We start from the raw sequence: 19,885 nt of genomic DNA, 5'->3' as shown, positions 1-19,885 counted from the left end.
GACAACCGGGACGTCCGTCCCGCATATTAAACGGGACGCTTGTTCCGGTTCAAGGGCTCCCCGTCCGTGTCGCCTCAAGCTCCGCCTCGCACGACATCCGCACTCAAGCCCGCCTGCGGCAGGTGTCCGAGCGCCTCACCGGGGTCGGCCCGGTCATGGAGCCGGGGCGGGTGTGATCGCCGGGAGCCCTCCGGCCGTCAGGGCTCCCCGGATCGAGTGATAAATCAGGAAATCTCGGTTTTCTCACCCTGTGTTAATGATCGCCTTAGGATCGCCCAAGACCGCTTGCCGAACCTGAGGCCATGACAGATCAGAGCCACGATCCACGGGGAGCAGAATGAACCAGCTGACGGCGCCGGCACGCACTCGGCTGGTCGAGGTTGTGATCCCGGTCCACAACGAGCAGCGGGTGCTCGCCGAGAGCGTCCGGCGCCTGCACTCCTACCTCGCCACCACGTTCCCGTACGGCTTCCGCATCACGATCGCCGACAACGCCAGCACCGACGCGACCTGGCCGATCGCCGTGGAGCTGAGCGAGCGGCTGCCGCACGTGCGGGCCGTCCACCTGGAGGCCAAGGGGCGGGGCCGGGCGCTGCGCCGGGTCTGGTCCGGCAGCGACGCCGACGTGGTCAGTTACATGGACGTGGACCTGTCCACCGACCTGGACGCGTTCCTGCCGCTGGTGGCCCCGCTGCTGTCCGGCCACAGCGACCTGGCCATCGGCACCCGCCTGTCCCGGAACGCGAACGTGGTGCGCGGGCCCAGACGGGAGTTCATCTCCCGCACCTACAACCTGCTGCTCCGTTCCACGATGGGCGCGGGCTTCTCCGACGCCCAGTGCGGGTTCAAGGCGGTCCGTACGGAGATCGCCCAGGCGCTGCTCCCGGCGGTCGAGGACGAGGAGTGGTTCTTCGACACCGAGCTGCTGCTGCTCGCCGAGCGGCACGGGCTGCGCATCCACGAGGTCCCGGTGGACTGGGTGGACGATCCCGACAGCCGGGTGGACATCGTCAAGACCATCAAGGACGACCTGAAGGGCATGGCCCGTGTGGCGCGCAAGACCCTCTCGGGTCCGGCGGGGATCCCGATCCCGCCGCGCGTGCGCGACGCCCGGCTCCCGGCCGGCATGGCCCGCCAGCTGCCCAGCTTCGCGGTCATCGGCGTGATCAGCACCCTGGCCCACCTGGGCCTGTTCATGTTCCTGCGGCTGCTGACGCCCGCCGTGATGGCCAACGCCCTGGCCCTGTTCATCACCGCGGTCGCCAACACCGCGGCCAACCGGCGCTTCACCTTCGGCGTCACCGGCCGCGCGGGAGCCCTGCGCCAGCAGCTCGAAGGCGGCCTGGCCTTCCTCATCGGCCTGGCGCTGAGCACCGGAGGGCTGGCCCTGCTGAACTCGCTGGCCCCCGGCGCGTCCACGGCCGCCGAGGTCGCCGCGGTCATCGCCGCCAACGCCCTGGCCACCCTGGTGCGCTTCCTGCTGCTGCGCGGCTGGGTCTTCAACCCGCGCCGGGTGAAGGGGCCCGCGCGATGACCGCCCCTATCTCCCCGGCCCCGGCCCCGTCCCCGGCCCCGGCCCCGGCCTCCGCGGCCCCGCGCTGGGCCCGCCCGGCGTTCTGGGCGGTCCTGGCGCTGGCCGCGGTGCTCTACACCTGGGCGCTCGGGAACAACGGCCACGCCAACGACTACTACGCCGCCGCCGTCCTGTCCGGCGCCCAGAGCTGGAAGGCGTTCTTCTTCGGCTCCCTGGACGCGGGATCGTTCATCACCGTGGACAAGCCGCCCATGGCGCTGTGGGTGATGGCGCTGTCGGCCAGGATCTTCGGGTTCGGGACGTGGAGCATGCTCCTGCCCCAGGCCGCCGCGGGCGTCGCGGCCGTCGCCGTGGTCCACTCGGCCGTACGGCGCTCGCTGCCGGGGACGGCGGGACACGCCGCCGGGCTGGTGGCCGCGCTGGTGATGACGCTGACCCCGATCACCGTCGCCATCAACCGGGACAACAACCCCGACACCCTCCTGGTGCTGCTGCTGGTGCTGGCCGGATGGTTCTGCCTGCAGGCCGTGCGCGACGGCCGGACCCGCAGCCTGGTGATCTCCGCGGTCTTCGTCGGCCTGGCCTTCACCACCAAGATGCTCCAGGCGTACCTGGTGGTCCCCGCCCTCGCGCCGGTCTACCTGGCCATGGCCCCGGGCACGGTGCTCCGGCGGTTCGGCCGGCTGCTCGCGGCGGGCGCGGCCCTGGCGGTCTCCAGCGGGTGGTGGATGCTGATCGTCGACCTGTGGCCCGCTTCCGACCGTCCCTACATCGGCGGCAGCACCGACAACTCCGTCTGGGACCTGGTCATCGGCTACAACGGCCTCGGCCGGATCTTCGGCGGCGGGGGGCGCGGCGGAGGGTTCGGCGGCGAGGCCGGTGCGGGACGCCTCTTCAACGACGTCATGGCCGGGCAGATCTCCTGGCTCCTGCCCTTCGCGGTCCTCGCTCTGGTCTGCGGCCTCGTCCTGACCGCCCGCCGACCCCGACCGGCCGAGGCGTCCGCGGCATCCGGGGACGACGCCCCGGCGGCCCGCGGGGATTCGCGCGGGGCGAGCGTGGCCCTGTGGCTGTGGGGCGGCTGGCTGGCCGTGCACTACGTGGTGTTCAGCTTCTCCAGTGGAACGTTCCACCCCTATTACTCCACCGCGATGGCCCCGGCCGTCGCCGCCCTCACCGGAATCGGCGGGGTGCTGATGTGGCGGGCCTACCGGGAGTCCCGTGCCTGGGCGTGGGTGCTGCCGGTGGGGATCGCGGCCACCGGGGCGTGGGCGTTCACGGTGCTGCGCCGTACCCCCGAGTTCGTGCCCTGGCTGGCCTGGGCGGTGGCCGGAGCGAGCGTGGCAGCCGCTGCGGCGCTGGTCGCGGCGCGGATCGGGCGGCGGGTGAAGCTGCGGATCGCCGCCGTCGCCCTGGTGGCCGGGCTGGTCGCCGGGCTCGCCGGGCCCGCCGCCTACGCCCTGACCCCGCTGGGCTCGGCCGTCAACGGCACCAACCCGACCGCGGGCCCGGCCGGGAGCGGCGGCTTCGGCGGCATGCGCGGCCCCGGCGGGACGCCGGACGGGACCCGGGAGGGCTTTCCCGGCGGGGCTTTCCCCGGTGGGACGCGGCAGGACGGTGCGGACGGCGCGTCCGGTACGGCGGAGCGACCTCAGGGGGACGGCGCCCCGGCGGACGGCGGGTTCGCGGACGGCGCCCGCGGCTCGATGCGGGGCGGTCCCGGCGGGACCGTGAGCGAGCAGATGGTCGAGTACCTGAAGGCGAACCGGGGCGGCGCGACCTGGCTGGTGGCGGTGGGCAGCGCGCAGAGCGCCTCGTCGATCATCCTCTCGACCGGCCTGCCCGTCATCGCGATGGGCGGTTTCACCGGGAGCGACCCCGCGATGACCGTGGCCCGGCTGCGGGAGCTGGTCTCGGCGGGCGAGCTCGCGTACGTGATGCCCGGCGGCGGCCGGGGCGGTCCCGGAGGCGGCGGCGACTCCGAAGTGAGCGCGTGGGTCCAGGCCAACTGCGGCGTGGTCTCCCCGTCGGAGTACGGCGGGCGGGAGAGCGGGCAGTCCCTCTACCGCTGCGGCTGACGAGTCCCTTCCGTCCCCTCGTGTCACCGGTCGCACAGCCGATCAACCTTGCGACGGGGGGCGGAAGGGTGCGCTGCTGTAGTCTTGCGCCGTGCACAGCGGAGGAGGATCGCGCGGCAGTCGCGCCGACCAGGCAGACCAGCGGCGGGCCGAGTTGCTCGAAGCCGCCCGGAAGGTCGTCCTGGAGCGGGGGCTGGCCAGCACCCGCGTGGCCGACATCGCGAAGGCGACCAATGTGAGCGGCGGGCTGATCCACTATCACTTCGCCACCAAGGACGATCTCATCACCGAGATGCTCCGCAGCACGAGCGAGGCGGAGATCCAGCGGCTGCGCGAGATCGCCGACGGTCCGGAGAGCGCGGTGGAGCGGCTGGACCACATCCTGCGCCTGTGCATCCCCGCCTCCCGGGACGACCAGGGCTGGATCCTCTGGCTCGACGCCTGGGCGGTCGGGATGCGCGAGGAGCACGTCCGGACCATCCTGCTGCAGTTCGAGGGCGCCTGGATCGAGATCCTCAGGGACGTGATCGCCATGGGGGTGGCCGCGGGCGAGTTCGTCTGCGACGACCCGCAGGGCGCGGCCGAACGCCTCGACGGCATGCTCGACGGCCTGGCCATCCGCTACACCCTGGAGGCCGGCAACATGTCCCGTGACCGGCTGCTGGAGCACGCGCGCGTCGCCGCGGCCCGGGAGGTCGGCCTGGAGCGGTCCGCCTTCCCCGCCGAGGCCGCCCCGTAGCCGTACGGCGGAGGGGATCGCCGGTTCGCGGGCCCGGAAGCGGGCGGCGCCCGGAGGCTCGGGGGCTCAGGGGGCCGGGGACTCAGGCGGGGAGAGCGGCGAGCAGGAAGGCCAGGCGCGCCGCGGCGTCCTCGATGTTGTCGGCGCTGCCGAGGCGGTAACCCCAGGAGGTGATGAAGCCGCCGTCGGGCGAGCACGTCACGGTCTCGATGAGGGTCTCGCTGAAGCGGTTGCGCACGCGCACGTAGGCGGGATCACCGAAGGACATGCTCTGCACGGACAGATCGGCGTGCGAACGGATCGCCGTGGCGAATCTCTCCAGGCAAGACAGCGTGTCCAGCATCGTGCGTCACCTCCGTCTCGGATGAGGATTGCACGATCTTGGGTGCTTAATCAAGCAATTGCGGAGACTCGTCTCTCGATTGTCGAGAAAAATCGTCGAGCACCCGCATGATGACCGCCCTGGCCTCCCCGTGGAAAACCGCGACCTCGCAGAACTCGTCGAAAGCCCGCTCGTAGAAGGTGATGTCCTCCGGGTCGCGCAGGATCAGGTCCCGCGTCCGGGTCGGCACCGCGACGTGGTCCTGGTCGTAAATCCAGAAACCGTTGAGAAGGGCGGACGGGAGAGTCGCCTCGAAAGGCACCACGCCGAATTCCACGTTCGGCAGCGCGGTCACCGCCAGCAGCCGGTCGAGCTGGCCGCGCATCACGTCGAGCGGGGCCAGCCGGTAGCGCAGAACCGCCTCGGGAAGAATGAAGCGGAAGCGTTTGCGCTGGTCGTAGAGGATCTCCTGGCGCCGCATGCGGACCAGGATGGCCGCGTCGATCTCGTCGGGCGCGTTGTAGAGGCGTTTGATCCTGGTGAAGATGCTCCGGGCGTACTCGGTGGTCTGCAGCAGGCCGATGACCACGCCCGGCTCGAACACGCGGAACGTCGTGGTCCGCGCCTCCAGGTCGCGGATGTCCTCCTGGAGGGCGGCCAGGCCGCTGCGGTGCCGCTGTCTCCAGGAGTCCTGCCGTTCCATCAGGGCGTCGAGCTGTTCGGCCAGTTCCTCGACGAGCTCGGGGGAGGCGCCGGTGACCCGGCCCCACTGGGCGATGTCGTCCTCGGTCGGGGTCTGCCGGGCGTTCTCGAGCCGGGAGACCTTGGAGGCCTGCCATCCGAGGCGTTCGGCGAGATCCTTGCCCGAGAGCCGGGCGGTCTCCCGCAGCTGCCTGAGCTGCATGCCGAGGTCTGCCCTGGCCTGCTGGAACCCACTCAACGCGACCTCCCGTACGGTGCCGCACGAGAGTAGACCCGCAGGCGTGGATCAGGCCATAGGGACGGCCCTAATCGTGATCAATATTTATCGCAGCACCTCGCGGGCGATGTCCACCAGGAGTTCCCGGGGGACCTCGACCGCGATTTCCCCGTCCAGGACGTGAAGGAGATCGGACAGGGCCTCGGTGTCCGTGACATGGAGCCCCTGGACGACGATGGTGCCCCGGTCGGTCTCGTAGAGGGAGGGGCAGGCGCCCGCCTCCGACGTGGAGCCGAGAAACCGCAAACGCATGACTGCTTCCTTCCCCGATCCAACATCGGCTTGCAATTGCGCGCAATATTAGAGGGTGCGAGGGGTCGGACGCTAACAATCGTTAAATTGCACCCATCCTTTTCGGGGGATTTGTTGCCTGATATGACCTCATGTCCGTATGTGAGGCGTGAGGTCAGAGGAACCGCTGGGGGATCAGTGCGCTCCTGGCGCGCAGCTCCTCGCCGAGAGCCTTGGCCTGGGCGTCGAGCCGGGGGCTGGCGGCGACGCCCCGTCCCAGCAGGCCGTGGACGACGAAGTTGAGGGCGAGCAGGTTGGGCAGCTCGAAACGCTCGATCTTCAGCCCGGCGGTCGCGGGGAGCAGCTCCCTGATCCGTTCGACCGTCAGATGGCCGGCCAGCCACGCGAACTGCTCGGCCGTCCGGACCCAGACGCCGAGATTGGCGTTGCCGCCCTTGTCCCCGGAACGCGCCCCCATGATCGCCCCCAGCGGGGCCCGGACGACCGGCGGGTCGCCGTCCACGGGCGCCGCCCCGCGCCGTTCCCCCTCCCGCCGACCCGGCGCCGGGAGGAGGGGGTCGGTGGTGGCGGAGGAGGAGGCGGTCTGCCCGGTGGAGGCGGGGACGGTGCCGGGTCGTTCGGTGATGGCGGACGCCGGGGGGAGGGGGTCGGTGGCGGCGGGGAGTTCGCGGCCGTCGAGGTGGACGCGGGGGGAGACGGAGGCGGCGGGGACCAGGACGGGCCAGTAGACGCCGTACGGCGAGGCGTCGCCCGGAGGGGTCAGCCCGTAGAAGCCCGGATAGCTCGCCAGGCCGGTCTCGACCACGGCGGAGGAGAACCGGCGACCGGCCTTCGCGCGGTCGGAGTCCATCACCGTGATCCGGAGCAGGGCGGCGTCCCCGAGGGGGGTGAGCTCGGTGTGGACCTGCTCGAAGGCGTCCCGGGGAACGCGGGCCCAGACGGCGTCCTGGGCGAGGCGGGCCTTGGCCTCGATGTCCAGGCCGGTCAGGACCAGGGTCATGGTGTTGCGGTAGCCCCCGAGGTAGTTGACCGCGACCTTGAGCGTGTCCGGCGGGGCCTCCCCGCGCACGCCGGAGATCCGGACGCGATCGGGCCCCTGCTGCTCCAGCCGGATCGTGTCGAACCGGGCCACCGCGTCGGGACCGAGGTAACGGGGGGAGCCGATCTCGTACAGCAGCTGGGCCGTGACCGTGCCGACCGAGACCAGGCCGCCGGTCCCGGGATGCTTGGTGACCACGCTGGACCCGTCGGCCTCCAGTTCCACCAGCGGGAAACCGCAGTGGGCGAGGTCCGGCGCCTCGCCGAAGAAGGCGTAGTTGCCGCCGGTCGCCTGACAGCCGCACTCGATGACGTGCCCGGCGACCACCGACCCGGCCAGCGCGTCGTAGTCGTCCGGGCGCCAGCCGTACCGCCAGATGCCGGGCCCGGTGACCAGCGCCGCGTCGGTGACGCGCCCGGTCACCACCACGTCCGCCCCGGCGGACAGGGCGGTCGCGATCGGCCGGCCGCCCAGATAGGCGTTGGCGGTCAGGGGGGCCGCCGGCAGCTTCTCCCCGGTGTCCGCGTTCACCGCCTCGCCCAGGACGTCCCGCCAGGGCCGTTCTCCGGAAGGCGCGGAGCCTCCCGACTCGCCGGGTCCTCCGCCGAGCAGGTCGTCCCCGGTCACGTGGGCGACCCGCACCGTCAGGCCGAGCCGGTCGGCCAGCGCGGACACCGCCGCGGCGCACCCCTCGGGGTCCAGCCCGCCGGCATTGGCGACGATCTTGATGTTCCGGTCCGCGCAGGTCCCCAGGACCTGCTCCAGCTGCTTCAGGAACGTCGGCGCGTATCCGGGCCGGCCTTTCAGCCGGTTCCCGGCGAGGATGAGCATGGTCAGCTCGGCGAGCCAGTCACCGGTGAGCACGTCGATCGGCCCGCCCTCGACCATCTCCCGCGCGGCCGAGAGCCGGTCGCCGTAGAAGCCGGAACAGTTGGCGATGCGGAGCATCGGGCCTCCTTCGGCCGGGTGGTCGCGGGACGGTGCCGTGCGGTCTTCGCGGGACGGCTCACCCGGGGGCCGCGGTCTCCTCCCGGGACGGGATCCAGGAGGGCGGGCGCTTCTCCATGAACGCGGCGATGCCCTCCTGGCCCTCGGCCGAGGTGAACCGCTGGGCGGACAGCTCGGCCATCCGCCGCATGCCCTCCTCGACCGTGAGCCCCGGCACCTGCCGGATCAGCTGCTTGGTCAGCGCCAGCGCCTCGGGACCGCCGCGCAGCAGCATGCCCGCGTAGTGGGCGACCGTGGCGTCCAGCTCCCCGGCCGGTACGGCGCGGGTCAGCAGGCCGATCTCCTGGGCGCGGGCGGCGTCGAAGGTCTCCCCGGTCATCAGGTACTCGGCGGCGGCGCGCGGGTCGAGCCGCCGCAGCACGGTCACCGAGATCATCGCGGGTACCACGCCCAGCCGTACCTCGGTGAACGCGAACGACGCCGAGTCGGGGGCGATCGCGAAGTCGCAGGCCGCGACCAGACCGAGCCCTCCGGCGCGCGCCGTGCCGTTCAACCGGCAGACGACCGGCTTGGGGCTGTTCCAGATCATGCTCATGATCTCCGGGAACGACGCGGTCACCGGCGCCTCGTGCGCCTCGCCCGGCTCGACGCGCTGCTCCTTCAGATCCGCTCCGGCGCAGAACACCGGCCCGGTCCCGGTGAGCACGATCACCCGGACGCTCTCCTCGGCCAGCGCCCAGTTGAGCCGGTCCTCGAGATCGCCCAGCAACCGCACCGACAGCGCGTTCCGGTTGCGCGGGGAGTCCAGCGTGATGGTGGCGACCCCGCCGGACACCTCCTTGTGCACCAGCCGCTCCACCGGCCAGCCACCGTCTCTGCTCACCTGACCCACTCCGCTCCTCGGCGCCTCGCGGGTGAGGCTCCCTGCCTCCGCGCGGCGTTCATGCCTGTTCTTCCTCGATCACGGCCAGTACGGCCCCCGCCTCGACCTGGCGGCCCGGCGTCGCGTTCAGCTCCGCCACCGTGCCCCCGGCGGGCGCGATGATCCGATGTTCCATCTTCATGGCCTCCAGCACCACGACCACCTGGCCCGCGGCGACCGGTTCCCCGGACTTCACCTCGACGCGCAGCACGGTACCGGGCATCGGGGCCAGCAGGGAGCCCGGGGCCAGTGTCTCGACCGGTTCGGGCAGGCGCGGCAGGGGCGTGAGCCGTACCGCGCCGAGCGGGGAGTCCACGTACGTCACGCCGTCGTGGCGGGCGACCGAGAAGCGGCGCCGCACGCCGGAGGTCTCCAGCACCACGGTCCCGGGCGTGGCGCCGACCAGGACGGTGCCCGGGAAGCCGTCGGCCCGCAGGCCGTCCCGGGTGAGGCGGTAGGCGACCGCGCACACGTCCGCGCCCGTCCCGCCGTCGACCTGGAAGGAGACCCGCTGCGGCTGGGACGGCACGTTGCGCCACCCGCTGGGCAGCCCGGCCTGCACGGTCGCCGCCGCCCGGTTGGCGGCGGCCTCCGCGAGGGCGGCGGCGAGCGCGGAGAGGCCGTACTCCCCGGAGGGGGAGGCGGCGGGGGCGTGCTCGTCCAGGAAACCCGTGTGGGTCTCGCCCGCCAGGAAGGACGGGTGACGCAGGACCGCCACCAGCAGGTCCCGGTTGGTGACGGGGCCGTGGACGCGCGCCCGGGCGAGGGCGGCGGCGAGCCTGCGGGCGGCGTCGGCGCGGTTCACGCCGTGCGCGACGACCTTGGCGAGCATCGGGTCGTAGTGGACGCCGATCTCGGAGCCGTCCTCGACGCCGGAGTCCAGCCGGAGGCCGTGGGTGACGGGGGAGAAGCGGGCGTCCACGCCGGGGACGTCGAAGCGGTGCAGGACGCCGCTCTGCGGGAGCCAGTCGCGGGCGGGATCCTCGGCGTACAGGCGCACCTCGATGGCGTGACCCCCCGGCTCCGGGGGAGCCGGGGGCAGGGGCTCACCCTCGGCGATCCGGAGCTGGAGCTCGACCAGGTCGACCCGGTGGACGCACTCGGTGACCGGGTGCTCGACCTGCAGGCGGGTGTTCATCTCCAGGAAGGCGACGGTGTCGTCCTTCACCAGGAACTCGACGGTGCCCGCGCCGATGTATCCGATGGCGCGGGCCGCCCGGACGGCCGCCTCGCACAACCGGGCGCGCAGCTCCGGGGAGACGCCGGGGGAGGGCGTCTCCTCGACCACCTTCTGGTGCCGCCGCTGGATCGAGCACTCCCGCTCGCCCAGCGCCCAGACCGTCCCGTGCGCGTCGGCCAGGATCTGCACCTCGATGTGCCGGGCGCGCTCCAGCAGCGGCTCGACGAAGACCGTCCCGTCGCCGAAGGCCGCCTCGGCCTCCCGCCGCGCCGCCTCGATCTCCCGGCCGAGCTCGCCGGGCGTACGGACGACCCGCATGCCCCGGCCCCCGCCGCCCGCCGACGCCTTGACCAGCAGCGGGTACGGCCAGTCCCCGGCCGCGCCCACGGCGCCGGCGGCGGCGGGGACGGCGAGGCTGGGGAGGGTGGGCACTCCGGCGGCGGCCATCAGGGACTTGGCCTCGATCTTGGAACCCATGGCGGCGATGGCCGCGGGGTCCGGGCCCACCCAGGTCAGGCCGGCGTCGAGGACGGCGCGGGCGAACGCGGCGTTCTCCGACAGGAAGCCGTAGCCGGGATGGACGGCGTCCGCGCCGCCGCGCCGGGCGGCCTCGACGATCTTCTCGATCGACAGGTAGGTGTCGGCGGGCCGGGCCCCGGGGAGCCGTACGGCGTGGTCGGCCTCGGCGGCGTGCGGCGCGCCGTCGTCGGCGTCCGAGAAGACCGCGACCGTCTCGATGCCGAGGGCGCGGCAGGTGCGGAAGACGCGGCGGGCGATCTCGCCCCGGTTCGCGACGAGCAGACGAGTGATCATGGGGGCGGTCACATCCGGAAGACGCCGAAGCCCGCGGGCTCCGGGGCGGGGGCGCTGTTGACGGCGGACAGGCACAGGCCCAGGACGGTGCGGGTGTCGCGGGGGTCGATGACCCCGTCGTCGTAGAGCCGCCCGGACAGGAAGAACGGCAGGGACTCGGCCTCGATCTGCGCCTCCACCATCGCGCGCATCGCCGCGTCGGCCTCCTCGTCGTAGACCTGCCCGCGTGCCTGCGCCGCGGCCCGGCCCACGATGGACAGCACCCCGGCCAGCTGCGCGGGCCCCATGACGGCCGACTTCGCGCTCGGCCAGGAGAACAGGAACCGGGGGGCGTAGGCCCGGCCGCACATGCCGTAGTTGCCCGCGCCGTACGACGCCCCCATGACGACCGTGAGGTGCGGGACCGTCGAGTTGGAGACCGCGTTGATCATCATGGCGCCGTGCTTGATGATGCCGCCCTGCTCGTACTCCTGGCCGACCATGTAGCCGGTCGTGTTCTGCAGGAAGATCAGCGGCGTGCGTGCCTGGTTGGCCAGCTGGATGAACTGCGCCGCTTTCTGGGCCTCCTCGCTGAAGAGGACTCCCCGCGCGTTGGCCAGGATCCCGACCGGGTAGCCGTGCAGGCGCGCCCACCCGGTCACCAGGCTGGCGCCGTACAGCGGCTTGAACTCGTCGAACACGCTGCCGTCCACGACCCGCGCGATCACCTCGCGCGGGTCGAACGGGATCCGCAGGTCCTCCGGGACGATCCCGAGCAGCTCGTCCTCGTCGTACAGGGGATCGCGCGCGGCGCCCGCCGCGTGCCCGCGCTTGACCCAGTTGAGGCCGCGGACGATCCGCCGCCCGATCCGGAGCGCGTCGTGCTCGTCGGCCGCCAGGTAGTCGGCCAGCCCGGAGACGCGGGCGTGCATCTCCGCGCCGCCCAGCGACTCGTCGTCGGCCTCCTCGCCGGTGGCCATCTTCACCAGCGGCGGGCCGCCCAGGAAGACCTTCGCGCGTTCCCGCACCATGACCACGTGGTCGCTCATCCCGGGCACGTAGGCGCCCCCGGCGGTGGAGTTGCCGAACACCAGGGCGATCGTCGGGATCCCGGCGGCCGACAGGCGGGTCAGGTCGCGGAAGATCCGGCCGCCCGGGATGAAGATCTCCTTCTGCGTCGGCAGGTCGGCCCCGCCCGACTCGACCAGGTTGACCAGCGGCAGCCGGTTCTCCAGCGCGATGTCGGCGGCCCGGAGCGTCTTGCGCAGGGTCCACGGGTTGGACGCGCCGCCCCGCACGGTCGGATCGTTGGCGACGATCACGCACTCGACGCCCTCGACCACCCCGATGCCGGTGACCACGCTCGCCCCGACCGGGAAGTCGCTGCCCCACCCGGCCAGCGGCGACAGCTCCAGGAACGCCGAGTCGGGGTCGAGGAGCAGCTCGATCCGCTCGCGGGCGAGCAGCTTGCCGCGCCGCCGGTGACGCTCGACGTACTTCTCGCCGCCGCCCGCGACCGCCTTGGCCTGCTCGGCCTCCAGCTCGGCCAGTTTGGCGAGCATCGCCTCACGCCGGGCCGGGTAGTCGCCCGAGGAGGTTTCCAACCGGCTCACGAACGTCTCCCTTGCCAGCGCATGTCCTTCGGATTCTCCACCCGGCGGCGGTCCGGGGCACGGAACCGGGCCGCCGGACGGCCGGGGTCAGCCGCAGTGGCTCCAGCCGCTCTTCCAGGTCACCGTGCCGTACGTGCCGCCCCAGATGATGCACTTCTTGGCGGCGGCGAGCCGGACCGGGCCCGCGTAGGCGGTGAAAGCGCCCGGGTTGCTCGCCGTCGCGCCGCCCTGCACCTGGATGACCGCGTTCATCTTGATCTTCTGGGGGACCACGTACTTGGACATGGTGACGACGCAGTTCTTCCCGGTCGCGGCGTTGTAGAGGAGGTGGACGGTCGCGCGGGCGCCGAGGGCGCGGGCGTTGATCTGCTTGAACCCCGACCCGCACAGCGCCGCCGCCCTGTACGGGTTCGGCTTCGGCGTGGGCGTCGGCTTGACGGTGGGTTTCACGGTGGGCTTCACCGTCGGCTTGACGGTGGGCTTGGCGGTGGTGGGCCTGGCCGTCGGGCTCGGCGGGTCGCTCGTCGGGCTCTGCGACGGCGCGTCGCTCGGGTCCAGCAGCCCGTCCCCGGATCCGGAGGGCTCCGGGTCCGGCGCCTTCTTCGTCGGGCGGTGGCTCGACCCCGGCTTGGACGCGTGCTCGGACGACTCGGGCCCGGACTCCGGCCGGGGTTCCGGCTGGGGCTCGACGTCACGCGTGGGCTGGAGGGCCACCAGGGAGCTCTCCTCCGGTCCGGGGTTCTCCTCACCGGGGCCGGCGGAGGTCTCCGCGGCGGGCGGATCGTCGGGGACGAGCTGCGGGTCGGGGGTCTCGGACCGCTGCTCCTGCCGGTGTGCGGACGCCTCCGGCGCGGGGGACCGCGCGGCCGAGGCGCTGCCGGTGTTCTGGATGACGACCACGGTCCCGGCGGACACGGCGAGCGCGGCCGCTCCCGCCGCCGCGGCCAGCAGCAGGCCCGTCGGGCGGCGCGACCCGCGCGCCGGCTTCCGCCGCGCGGGGCCGGGCGCGGACGCGGGGCCGGGGGCGGGGACGGGGCCGGGGGCGGGGACGGGGCCGGGGGCGGGGACGAGGCCGGGGGCGGACGGCAGGGTGGACGCGTCCCGCAGGGCCGGGGCGGCGGGGGCCGTGCCGGCCATGAGGTGGGAGACGAGCTGCTCGGCGGTCGGCCGCGCCGCCGGGTCCTTGGACAGGCAGGCCGCGACCAGGCCGCGCAGCGGCCCTTCCAGGCCGCCCAGCTCCGGCTCCACGGTCAGGATGCGGTTCATGACCACGGGGATGGAGTCCTGGCCGAAGGCGGGCGCGCCGGTGGCGGCGAAGACCATCGTGACGCCCCAGGCGAACACGTCGGCCGCGGGCGTCACCTCGCCCCCGCCGAGCTGCTCGGGCGCCAGGTAGGAGGGCGTCCCCATGGCCATCCCGGTCGCGGTCACGCCGGGGGCGTCCAGGGCCCTGGCGATACCGAAGTCGATCACGACCGGGCCCTCGGGGCCCATCAGCACGTTGGCGGGCTTGAAGTCCCGGTGCAGGATCCCGGCGCGGTGGATCGCCGCCAGTGCGGTGGCGGTGCTGACGGCCAGCCGTTCCAGCGCGGCGCCCCGCCGCGGGCCCTCCCGGTCGACGAGCTGGCGCAGGGACGGGCCCGGCACGTACTCGCTGACGATGTACGGCTGGCTGCCCTCGAGATCGGCGTGCAGGACCGGCGCGGTGCAGAACCGGGCCACCCGCTGGGCGACCGCCACCTCCCGGAGGAAACGGGTGCGCGCGTCGGGGTCCGCCGTGAGTCCGTGATGGAGGAGCTTGACGGCGACCTGCTCGCCCTGGGGCCCCCGCCCCAGATAGACGACACCCTGGCCGCCCTCCCCGAGCCGGCCGGTCAGCTCGAAGGCGCCCAACCGCTGAGGATCCCCCGCCGCGAGCGGCTGTACCACGTTACCCCCCGGCAAACATGCAAAATTCGGTCACGTGGGGCAGCACGCTACCAGCGTGGGCTGAGGTGTGGACGATCGGTTGATAACGGTCTCGCCCCATCCAGCCCGCCGGGCGTCAGACGGCCTTGCCCGGATTCAGGATGCCCAGCGGGTCGAACACCCGCTTGAGGCCCCGGTGGATCTCCTCGGTGACCGGTCCCGTCTCCAGCGCCAGCCAGCGCTGCTTCAGCAGCCCGACGCCGTGCTCCCCGGTGAGGGTGCCGCCCCGGCGCAGCGTCTCGCGGAAGACCTCGTCGGCCGCGGCCCACACCTGCGGCGGCGGCTCCGGCAGCCCCCGGTCGAAGACGAAGACCGGGTGCAGGTTGCCGTCCCCGGCGTGGGCCACGGTGCAGATCAGCACCTCGTGCCGGGCGGCGATGTCCTCGATGGCGGAGATCATGTCCGGGAGCGCCGAGCGCGGCACGCACACGTCCTCCACCAGGCACGCGCCGAGCCGCTCCTTGGCGTGGTAGGCCAGGCGCCGCAGGCCGATCAGCTCCTCGGCCTCCTCCCGGCCGGCCGAGACCGCGACGAACGACGCCCCGTTGCCCTCGCACAGCCCGCGCATCCGCTCGGCCACCGCCTGCCCGTCCACGGCGTCGGACTGGGCGATCAGCATCGCCTGCACGGACGGCTCCAGGCCGATGTTCTTCCAGTCGTCGATGGCCTTGAGGGTGGCCCGGTCGAGCATCTCCAGCAGCGAGGGCTGGCAGCCGTCCGCGATGATCGCCGCCACGGCCGCCGCCGCGTCCCGCAGCGAGCCGAACTCCGCCGCGATCGTCGCGGGGTAGGCCAGCGGGGCCCGGCGCAGCCGTACGGTGGCCGCCGTGATCACCCCGAGCGTGCCCTCCGAGCCGACGAACAGCCCGGTCAGGTCGTAGCCGGTCACGCCCTTGACGGTCCGCCTGCCGGTGTTCAGGATCCGCCCGTCGGCCAGCACGACCTCCAGCCCGAGTGCCGAGTCGCGGGTCACGCCGTACTTCACGCAGCGCAGCCCGCCCGCGTTGGTGGCCAGGTTCCCGCCGATCGTGGAGATCTCGTAGGAGGAGGGGTCGGGGGCGTACATCAGCCCGAACTCGCGGGCCGCCCGGTCCAGATCCGCCGTGATGACGCCGGGTTCCACCACGGCGATCTCGTCGGCGGGCGACAGCTCCCTGATCGCCGCCATCCGGTGCAGCGCCAGCACCACGCACCCCTCGACGGCCGTCGCCCCGCCGGCCAGGCCGGTGCCGGCCCCGCGCGGCACCACCGGCACCCGGTGGGCGCTCGCCCATCGCATGACGGCGACCACGTCGTCGCGGCCCCCGGCGAGCACGGCGGCCAGCGGCCTGCCGGGTTCGAGGAAGGTCCGGTCGCGGGCGTAGGAGTCCGTCACGTCGGGGTCGGTCAGCACCTTCTCGGGGCCGAGAGCGGTGATGAGCTCATCGATAGCGGTCACACAGGGACTGTACGACGCCAGGCTGAACGCCTAAATTCGCCCACCCTCCGACATAAACGATTGATCACACTTTGACAACATAAGTCGGCGTCTTTACTTCTCCTTTACCTTCTCCTCTAACGTCCCGCACGGTGCGCTCATACCGGCGTGCCGGGGAACGTCCGCGCCCGGCGAACCCGGGCAGGGAGGGTAATTCCGTTGTCCAGCAGAGGCAGAGGCGCCGGTAGGCGCCTGCTCGCGCTCGTGCCCGTGCTCGGGCTGGCCGCCACGGGGCTGTCCGTGAGCGGCGCGTCGGCCCAGGCCGACGATTCGGCAGCACGGTACGTCCCGACGGCGAGCGACTACTACATCAACTACGCGCCTCCGTACGTCCAGGGCGACACCACCACGACCGACGAGCGGTTCCAGCCCGGGACGGCCAAGCGCTCGCGGTCGGGGCTCGCCCACGCCCAGGAGATCGACCGCAAGTTCGCCGAGGGCAACCCGGTCGCCGCCAAGGTTCTCTCCTCACGCGAGAGCCGGGCGATCAGGACGGGCAAGAACCCCTTCGACTTCATCTTCAAGAAGGCGGGCCAGACCCAGCAGGCGAAGCTGCTGACGCTCCTGGTCGAGTTCAACGAGAACGCCAACGACGACTTCTCCGGGTTCAGCCGGCCCAAGTCGATCGACGACGTCAACGACTGCGTGACCGAGCCGCCGGGCACCAAGCTCAACGGCCCGCTGCACAACAACATCCCCAACCCCGCCAGCTCCGGCGCGGGCAAGGACAACAACACCATGTGGGTTCCGGACTTCAGCCCGGATCACTACAACAAGATGCTCTACTCGGACAAGGGGATCACCCAGCGCGTCCGGACGGACCTCACCGACCCCCGGGACGGTAAGAAGGGCATCGACATCTCCGGCTACACCATGAAGAAGATGTACGAGGAGATGTCCAAGGGCGCCTACACCGTCACCGGTCAGGCGATCGGCTGGATCAAGGTCCCGCACTCGGAGGCCTGGTACGGCGCCGGCCGCTGCGGCACCCGGCCGCAGGACATGGCCGGCCACCCCGACAACCCGGCGGGCCCCGGCGCGCTCCCCATCGACGCGGTCAACGTGCTGGCCCAGCAGCAGCCGGACTTCCCCTGGGCCGACTACGACGTCGAGGACGTCTCCGACGCCGACGGCGACGGCAACTTCCTCGAGCCGGACGGCGTGATCGACCACCTCGTGCTCGTGCACGCCGGCGCCGACAAGTCCGGCGGCGGCGGAGCCGAGGGCACCTACGCCATCTGGGCCCACTCCAGCGCGGTGGCCGGCGGCTACACCGTCCCCGGCACCGACAAGAAGATCTCCAACTACATCGTGCAGCCGGAGGACTCCGGGGTCGGCATCTTCGCCCACGAGTACGGGCACGACCTGGGCCTGCCGGACTTCTACGACGCCACCGGCGGCGGCGACACCAGCGTGGACTTCTGGGACCTGATGTCCTCCGGTTCGCACGCCGGCCCGCTCATCCAGTCGATGCCGACCCACATGGGTCTGTACGCCAAGTGGGTGATGGGCTGGGCCGACCCGGAGATCCTCAACCCGGGTGACCGCAAGAAGGCCCTGACCGTCGGCCAGGCCTCCCGCACGCCCAAGCACACCGCCGACGGCGTCCGCGTCAACCTCCCGGACAAGACCGTCGTGATGGCGGTCCCGCACAGCGGCGGCAAGATGTGGTGGTCGGGCAACGACCAGAGCTGGGCCGACGTCAAGCTGACCCGGACCATCCAGGTCCCGGCCGGCGACGACGCCCGGTTCTGGATGTGGAACCAGTACGCCATCGAGGCCGACTGGGACTACGGCTTCGTCGAGATCTCCACCGACGGCGGAACCACCTGGACCGAGCAGAAGATCTACGACGAGTCCGGCGCCCTGGTCTCCACCGACGACGGCTACGCCGACCCCAACGGCCGGATGCACGACTACGGCGACAAGAAGTACGGCCTGACCGGGGCGACCAGCGGCTGGCGCCACGACTACGTGGACCTGGCCCCGTTCGCCGGCCAGACCGTCCAGCTGCGGCTGCGCTACGCCACCGACGCCGGCACCGAGGAGACCGGCTGGTTCTCCGACGACTTCTCCGTCACCGCCGGCGGCGCCACGGTGTGGAGCGACGACGTCGAGGGCGGCGAGAACGGCTGGACCGCCGTCAAGGGCACCTTCACCGACACCTCCGGCATCGGCTGGAACATCCACAGCGGCAGCCTGCAGAGCGCCCAGTACTACCTGGCCGAGTGGCGCACCTTCGACGGCTTCGACAAGGGCCTGCAGTACGCCTACGACACCACCTGGGCGCACGAGAACGCCTGGAAGGTGGAGAAGCTCAAGTACAACGCGCCCGGCCTGCTGGTCTGGTACCGCGACGCGGCCTACCCGGAGAACGACGGCGACGCCCACACCTTCGAGCTGCCCTCGGTCGGCCCCAAGGGCGAGATCCTCGTGGTCGACTCGCACTACGAGCCGCTCCGCCGGACCGGCGAGGCGGCGGCGAAGGACCCGTCGGCGCTGAAGAACCTCCCCTCGCGCCCGCAGTCCTCCAACGCGGCCTTCACCTTCGGCAAGACGTACCCGTTCACCGAGTGCATCGAGGGTGAGCCGTTCACCGAGTACTGCACCAAGTTCCCGGCGCTGCCCGGCGTGAAGACCTTCAGCGACGCCAAGACCTGGTACCCGGGTCTGGAGGTCCGCGACGGCAGCCTGTTCTACCGTCACCGCGACGCCTCGGCGGTCGTGCCGTCCAAGGGCGCCCAGCCGTACAGCACGCGGGTCGTCAACCCCGACGGCACCCCCGCCACCGAGATGTACGGCACGGACATCGGCGGCGGCCACATCCTCGGCTCCGGCAACCCCGGTGACGAGGGCAAGGCGCTGGGCGTGCAGATCAAGCTGATCGCGCCGCTCCCGGCGAACCTCGGCGTCATCGTCCAGGTCACCCCGCCCGCGAAGTGACCCCCGGCGCCGATCCCGGCCCGCACGGAGCCTGACCCGGTGTCCGGGACATGATCGGACAGGGGTGGAGCCCCGCCGTCGACTGACGGCGGGGCTCTACCATTTACCGGGAACATCTCCATGAAAAGGTGAAGTGTGAGCGAGCTTCGCAGCAAGGCCGAGCACACCGCGGCGATCCAGAGTGAGCGCAGGGTGTGCGTGGTGGTCAACACGCGGTCCCGGCGCGGCCGTCACCGCTACCCGCGGGTGATCAGCACGCTCCGGTCCGAGGGCTTCGACCTGGTCGGCGTCTTCCCGGTGGACGACCCCAAGCGCCTGCGCGCCACCTTGGACACGGCCCTGGACGCCAAGCCCGACCTGCTCGTCGTGGGCGGGGGCGACGGCACGCTCAGCGCCGCCGTCAAGCACGTCGCCCACCGCGACGTCGCCCTCGGGGTGCTCCCGCTGGGAACCACCAACAACTTCGCCCGCAGCCTCGGCCTGCCGCTGGACCTGGCCGGGGCGATCCGGGTCTTCCGCACCGGCAAGGTCGCCGACATCGACCTGGGCATCGCGGGCGACCGGGAGTTCGCCAACCTGACCAGCTTCGGCGTCTCGGTCGAGGTCGCCGGGACGGTCAAGCCCTGGCTCAAGCGCGTCCTCGGCCGGGCCGTCTACCCGCTCACCGCCCTGACCATCCTCCCCGGCCACCGGCCGTTCCGGGCGTTCCTCACGGTGAACGGCAAGCGCCACGAGCTGCTCACCCACCAGCTCAACATCGCCAACGGCCGCTTCCACGGCGGCTGGCAGGTCGCGCGCGACATCAGCATCGACGACGGCATGCTGGTCGCCTACCAGCTCGGCTCGGGCAAGCGCCTGCGGCTGCTGCTGGAGACCCTGGTCCGGGCCAGCACCGGCCGCTGGCGCAGCCTGGCGGGCGGCCCGTTCGTCATCGGCACCGAGATCTACCTGGAGACCGACCCCCCGATGGCCGCCGACGTCGACGGCGAGGTCCGCCTGCGCACCCCCATCACGATCAGGACCGTCCCCAACGGCCTGCGCGTGATGGTCCCGCAGAGCTTCGTCGACTCCTGACCCTACGTCTGCGCTGGTACGGCGC

General features: G+C 72.3%; 14 protein-coding genes. 5 read left to right on the top strand and 9 right to left on the bottom strand.

Annotation, left to right across the window (positions count from 1 at the left end; translation table 11 throughout):
- Positions 1 to 337: 337 nt before the first annotated feature.
- The 3 genes from Plo01_RS29320 (at position 338) to Plo01_RS29310 (ending at position 4,351) form a co-directional block, all read left to right on the top strand.
- Positions 338 to 1,534 carry a bifunctional glycosyltransferase family 2/GtrA family protein gene (locus Plo01_RS29320; RefSeq protein WP_203893954.1) on the top strand — a complete coding sequence of 399 codons (1,197 nt, stop codon included), beginning with the start codon at positions 338 to 340 and terminating at the stop codon, positions 1,532 to 1,534.
- Positions 1,531 to 3,612 carry a glycosyltransferase family 39 protein gene (locus Plo01_RS29315; RefSeq protein WP_203893953.1) on the top strand — a complete coding sequence of 694 codons (2,082 nt, stop codon included), beginning with the start codon at positions 1,531 to 1,533 and terminating at the stop codon, positions 3,610 to 3,612. The genes Plo01_RS29320 and Plo01_RS29315 overlap by 4 nt, the downstream gene beginning before the upstream one ends.
- A gap of 91 nt (positions 3,613 to 3,703) precedes the next feature.
- The gene (locus Plo01_RS29310; RefSeq protein ID WP_203893952.1) at positions 3,704 to 4,351 is read left to right on the top strand and encodes a TetR/AcrR family transcriptional regulator; all 648 of its coding nucleotides are present in this window, start codon (positions 3,704 to 3,706) and stop codon (positions 4,349 to 4,351) included.
- Positions 4,352 to 4,433: 82 nt separating this feature from the next.
- On the opposite strand, the gene Plo01_RS29305 is transcribed toward Plo01_RS29310, so the two are convergent.
- From Plo01_RS29305 to Plo01_RS29265, 9 genes are all read right to left on the bottom strand, one after another.
- The gene (locus Plo01_RS29305) at positions 4,434 to 4,694 is read right to left on the bottom strand and encodes a hypothetical protein (RefSeq protein ID WP_203893951.1); all 261 of its coding nucleotides are present in this window, start codon (positions 4,692 to 4,694) and stop codon (positions 4,434 to 4,436) included.
- A 46-nt stretch (positions 4,695 to 4,740) separates the two neighbouring features.
- Positions 4,741 to 5,613 (bottom strand): helix-turn-helix domain-containing protein, encoded by an 873-nt coding sequence (locus Plo01_RS29300; RefSeq protein WP_203893950.1) that lies wholly within the window; start codon positions 5,611 to 5,613, stop codon positions 4,741 to 4,743.
- Positions 5,614 to 5,697: 84 nt separating this feature from the next.
- Positions 5,698 to 5,904 carry a hypothetical protein gene (locus Plo01_RS29295; protein WP_203893949.1) on the bottom strand — a complete coding sequence of 69 codons (207 nt, stop codon included), beginning with the start codon at positions 5,902 to 5,904 and terminating at the stop codon, positions 5,698 to 5,700.
- A gap of 154 nt (positions 5,905 to 6,058) precedes the next feature.
- The gene (locus tag Plo01_RS29290; protein WP_203893948.1) at positions 6,059 to 7,891 is read right to left on the bottom strand and encodes an acyclic terpene utilization AtuA family protein; all 1,833 of its coding nucleotides are present in this window, start codon (positions 7,889 to 7,891) and stop codon (positions 6,059 to 6,061) included.
- A 58-nt stretch (positions 7,892 to 7,949) separates the two neighbouring features.
- On the bottom strand, positions 7,950 to 8,774 hold the full coding sequence (locus Plo01_RS29285; protein ID WP_203893947.1) for an enoyl-CoA hydratase/isomerase family protein: 825 nt from the start codon (positions 8,772 to 8,774) through the stop codon (positions 7,950 to 7,952).
- A gap of 58 nt (positions 8,775 to 8,832) precedes the next feature.
- Complete coding sequence (locus Plo01_RS29280) at positions 8,833 to 10,806, bottom strand: acetyl/propionyl/methylcrotonyl-CoA carboxylase subunit alpha (RefSeq protein WP_203893946.1); 1,974 nt, start codon at positions 10,804 to 10,806, stop codon at positions 8,833 to 8,835.
- A gap of 8 nt (positions 10,807 to 10,814) precedes the next feature.
- Entirely contained in the window at positions 10,815 to 12,347 is a 1,533-nt protein-coding gene (locus Plo01_RS29275) for an acyl-CoA carboxylase subunit beta (protein WP_239317326.1), read from the bottom strand.
- Positions 12,348 to 12,485: 138 nt separating this feature from the next.
- Positions 12,486 to 14,291: a protein kinase domain-containing protein gene (locus tag Plo01_RS41120; RefSeq protein WP_275415434.1), complete on the bottom strand. Its 1,806-nt coding sequence runs from the start codon at positions 14,289 to 14,291 to the stop codon at positions 12,486 to 12,488.
- 151 nt (positions 14,292 to 14,442) lie between these two features.
- The gene (locus tag Plo01_RS29265; RefSeq protein ID WP_203893943.1) at positions 14,443 to 15,804 is read right to left on the bottom strand and encodes an FAD-binding oxidoreductase; all 1,362 of its coding nucleotides are present in this window, start codon (positions 15,802 to 15,804) and stop codon (positions 14,443 to 14,445) included.
- Between the two features lie 243 nt (positions 15,805 to 16,047).
- On the opposite strand from Plo01_RS29265, the gene Plo01_RS29260 reads away from it, so the two are divergent.
- Positions 16,048 to 18,786, top strand: a complete 2,739-nt coding sequence (locus Plo01_RS29260) for an immune inhibitor A domain-containing protein (RefSeq protein ID WP_239317295.1) — start codon at positions 16,048 to 16,050, stop codon at positions 18,784 to 18,786.
- A 135-nt stretch (positions 18,787 to 18,921) separates the two neighbouring features.
- Positions 18,922 to 19,860 carry a diacylglycerol/lipid kinase family protein gene (locus Plo01_RS29255; protein ID WP_203893941.1) on the top strand — a complete coding sequence of 313 codons (939 nt, stop codon included), beginning with the start codon at positions 18,922 to 18,924 and terminating at the stop codon, positions 19,858 to 19,860.
- Positions 19,861 to 19,885 lie beyond the last annotated feature (25 nt).

The sequence above is a fragment of the Planobispora longispora genome (assembly GCF_016863135.1).
Taxonomy (GTDB): domain Bacteria; phylum Actinomycetota; class Actinomycetes; order Streptosporangiales; family Streptosporangiaceae; genus Planobispora; species Planobispora longispora.
The sequence above is the reverse complement of the archived record's forward strand: the minus strand, read 5'-3'. Positions and strand labels throughout refer to the sequence as shown.